The organism is Blautia sp. AM47-4 (assembly GCF_003479865.1).
GTDB classification, from domain to species: Bacteria; Bacillota; Clostridia; order Lachnospirales; family Lachnospiraceae; genus Fusicatenibacter; species Fusicatenibacter saccharivorans.
This window is the reverse complement of the sequence record NZ_QUHY01000076.1, coordinates 1-2,204: the sequence shown is the minus strand read 5'-3', so window position 1 is coordinate 2,204 and position 2,204 is coordinate 1. Positions and strand designations below refer to the sequence as shown.

Annotated in this window: 4 protein-coding genes; all 4 read right to left on the bottom strand. The window is 49.7% G+C overall.

The features are described 5' to 3' along the window. Window positions 1–574: recombinase family protein (locus tag DW965_RS18515; RefSeq protein ID WP_147398821.1), on the bottom strand; the 574-nt coding region annotated here is incomplete at its 3' end. 89 nt (window positions 575–663) lie between these two features. Further along, complete coding sequence (locus DW965_RS19435; RefSeq protein WP_005927581.1) at window positions 664–840, bottom strand: hypothetical protein; 177 nt, start codon at window positions 838–840, stop codon at window positions 664–666. Between the two features lie 133 nt (window positions 841–973). Further along, window positions 974–1,243, bottom strand: coding sequence for a hypothetical protein (locus DW965_RS18510; RefSeq protein ID WP_119198671.1), 270 nt, complete (start codon window positions 1,241–1,243; stop codon window positions 974–976). A 441-nt stretch (window positions 1,244–1,684) separates the two neighbouring features. Beyond that, window positions 1,685–2,107, bottom strand: coding sequence for an RNA polymerase sigma factor (locus DW965_RS18505; RefSeq protein WP_119198670.1), 423 nt, complete (start codon window positions 2,105–2,107; stop codon window positions 1,685–1,687). Window positions 2,108–2,204: the final 97 nt, after the last annotated feature.

Genomic DNA, 2,204 nt, shown 5'->3' with positions numbered 1-2,204 from the left:
CGTACATTTCAAACATCAGCCGAACATGGTCGGCGGCTACGGGGTCGGCAACCATTTTCTTTGTGCGGATACCCTCTACCACAGTAGGCTCTAACTGATAACCGTATGGCGCCTGCCCGCTCATGTGGAAGCCTTTCAGACACCGGGAATAGTAGGCGTCTGTGACACGCTTCTGAATTGTCTCACGTTCAAGCTGGGCGAATACAATGCAGATATTCAGCATGGCCCGTCCCATCGGGGTCGAAGTATCAAACTTTTCTGTGGATGATACAAACTCCACATCATACTCTTGAAACAGCTCCATCATCGTTGCAAAGTCCAGAATAGAGCGGCTTATACGGTCAAGTTTATACACGATGACCCGCCGGACCTTTCCCTTGCGGATCTCGCCCAGCAGCTTTTGAAACTCCGGCCTGTCCGTATTCTTACCGGAATAGCCTTTGTCCTTGAATACCCGGCAGCTCCCACCTTTCAATTCATACTTGCAAAAGTCGATCTGACTTTCAATGCTGATACTGTCCTTGCGGTCTACTGACTGTCTTGCGTAAATACAATCTTCTCTGATAAATTCCATATTGGGCTCCTTTCCTTGTTGGAATGGAGCTACCAACCTTACAACTATATTATACCATCAGCAGCCCCGGACAACAATGTTGCGAATGATTAGGGAAATCTGTCCCCATATTTGCTGAACACCTCATAAAGACAACGCTCAATTTCTTTTTTGCGCTGTGCTTTCTCCTTCGGGGGAAGTACCGGCGTGAGGCTTTCCAGCACAATGATCTTCCCTTGAAATGCGACAGACTTTGTTTCTCGTTCATAAGTGACAGCTTGCGTCATTGAAAACCTCCTTTGCGAAAGTGCGTGTATATGCCAGCCTTTCCCACTTGTCCCGTGGGGAAATGTCAAAAGACGGCACCCAGCAGGTGCCGCCCTTTGAGCTTTCTCCACTTCGGGTCAATGTGGCCCGAGGTCAGTAAGGACTGGAAAGGTACTTTTCTTTGGCGTCCTCCACGCTGTTGAGGTCGAATACTTCATAAAGCTGCCCCACAACACGCCGTATATCCTTCTTTGAAAATCCGCAGTCCTCCATTGCCATAATGACATAACCACGGCAGGCGTCATTGCTCCATTCGTCCGGTTCCAAGCCGGGGATCATTCCAAACGCATTTCCCATAAAGTGCTCCTTTGTTGAAAAGATGGGGAGCCGCGCCGGATCGGTTGGCCTATCATCAGACAGCATTGCCGGGGACTCCCCATAGGTTTTCACTTCATTTCAGACACATCGGACGGACATAGGCTTCATGCCCCATAGTATTTCAACTCTCCCCATTCTGATGGCAAGGCGTTCTCATTGCCTGCGACGGCTCACGGCTTGCAAGGCCGCTTCAACGCTCGGACTGTGACTAAACGCAAGTATCCGGGTTCTGCGCCTGTTCCGGTGGAGCCAGCCTTGCCCCACCTATGGCATGGACCTGTTCGCTCGCTCAGTTTTACAAAGACTGTATTCTCTGAAATCTGAGGTCATGGCGGGTCTGTCACACAGCGCGTTCCCCTTCGTATCCGGGTGTCTTTTTATTCAATTTTCAATCTGCATGAGGCTTGTCTGAACCTCGGGCCATTGTGACCCGAAGTGTTTTACCTCTCATAAGCCATTTCATTTTCCGGCCTAAATCGGTACGCCTTACAAAGAATTTTTCAAAATTTTTTCTAAGCGACGCAGACCTCGCTCGATTGCGACACGAACTACTTTTTCATGGACGCCCTCTGCCCGGGCAATGTCCTGTTTGGTCATGCCGAGAATGAAATGGGCGTAAATCCGTTTTGCCTGTTTGTCTGGCAGACTGGTAATCGCTACGTGAAGTTCCTGCATGGTCACTTTCCGCTCATACAGTTCATGGGGAGATAAAGCGACAAAGACAGCCTCATGCTCCAGCCCGTCATCCCGATCAAGGGAATAGTAGGCTTTGTGGCGGTATGTACGCAGCCGATAAGCAGCCTCTTTACGATCAAACTCTTTGAACATTTCTGCAACTTCTTCCGATACTTCCATGAAGCAATCCGATATATAGAATGGGTAATAGTCCCGCAAATTGATAATAGCCATATTGACCTCCGTTTCGGTTGTTGGTTGACGAGTGACCGAAACGAAGGCGGCGGGGAGCGGCACCGGGGAATGACTTCGGGCCAACATGACCCGAAGC